The sequence below is a fragment of the Allobosea sp. P4_C6 genome (genome assembly GCF_056402015.1).
This window is the reverse complement of record NZ_JBFUIF010000274.1, coordinates 1-1033: the sequence shown is the minus strand read 5'-3', so window position 1 is coordinate 1033 and position 1033 is coordinate 1. Positions and strand designations below refer to the sequence as shown.

Genomic DNA, 1033 nt, shown 5'->3' with positions numbered 1-1033 from the left:
GATCAGCACGTCGGGCTCGAAGGAGGGGTCAGCCGGTCGATGGAAGGCGAAGGTGGGCGCTCCCGTGCGAACCTTCAACGAGGACGTGGCGCCAAGATGATCCGAATGGGTGTGGCTGAGGAGGATCGCGGATACCGCTCCATGCGTCGCGGCGATCACGTCGTCGAGGTGTCCATCATCATCCGGACCGGGGTCGATAACGACAGACCCGTCGCTGGTCTCGATGAGATAGGTGTTGGTTCCGTGATAGGTCATCAGACTCGGGTTGTTCGCGACGATCCGCCTGATGCCCGGCAGGACAAGAATGGCCTCGCGGCGGCGAGGCTCCGGTTCTCTCAGGAAGGCCAAGATATACGTCCCCTTCAATCATCTGGTGCCGAGGGTGGTCCGACCCCCAGCACCGCGGGAGCCTTCGGACCCTATGCCCTCCACTGAAGTGGACATGCCTAGGCCACACAATTCAAAGAGCGTTCTTGTGCACAGCCATGTGACTCGAATTGCATGGACGCGAGATAGCCTAAGCAGGGCCGGCGAAAAGCCCTGCACATGGAAACAGAAGGCCTATTGCACGCTCTTGGGTGTGCTGCCCACAAGGGGCCTTCCGTGCGTCCGGGAGGGCCAGATTCGTCTGCAGCCAAGTGCTGAACAAGCGGTCCAAAAGCAGATGGGGTGGATGGCTCCCGCTCCCGGCGTTGCGGCGCCACAATGGTGCTGTCACGCAGCACGAGCTTGGAGCGACCACGATGGAGATCACGACTGTCGGCATCGACTTGGCCAAGAATGTCTTCCAGGTGCACGCTATCAGCGGAACAGGAGAGGTTCTCGCCCGACGAGCGCTGAGGCGAGCTCAGGTAATGCCCTTCTTCCGCAAGCTCGCTCCTTGCCTGATCGGCATGGAGGCCTGCGGCACGAGCCATCACTGGGCGCGGGAGCTTACTAGTCTGGGTCATACCGTGCGGTTGATGCCTCCGGCCTACGTCAAGCCATACGTGAAGCGGGGCAAGACCGACGTCGCTGATGCGGAGGCGATCTG

At 61.6% G+C, this 1033-nt stretch carries 2 protein-coding genes; one reads left to right on the top strand and one right to left on the bottom strand.

Features of this window, described 5'->3' with window-relative positions; all coding sequences use genetic code 11:
- A partial coding sequence (locus AC1DVA_RS28615; RefSeq protein ID WP_476808162.1) for an MBL fold metallo-hydrolase occupies nucleotides 1-348 on the bottom strand: 348 nt, incomplete at its 3' end.
- A gap of 395 nt (nucleotides 349-743) precedes the next feature.
- Between AC1DVA_RS28615 and AC1DVA_RS28610 the strand changes: the two genes are divergently transcribed.
- Nucleotides 744-1033: IS110 family transposase (locus AC1DVA_RS28610; RefSeq protein ID WP_476808161.1), on the top strand; the 290-nt coding region annotated here is incomplete at its 3' end.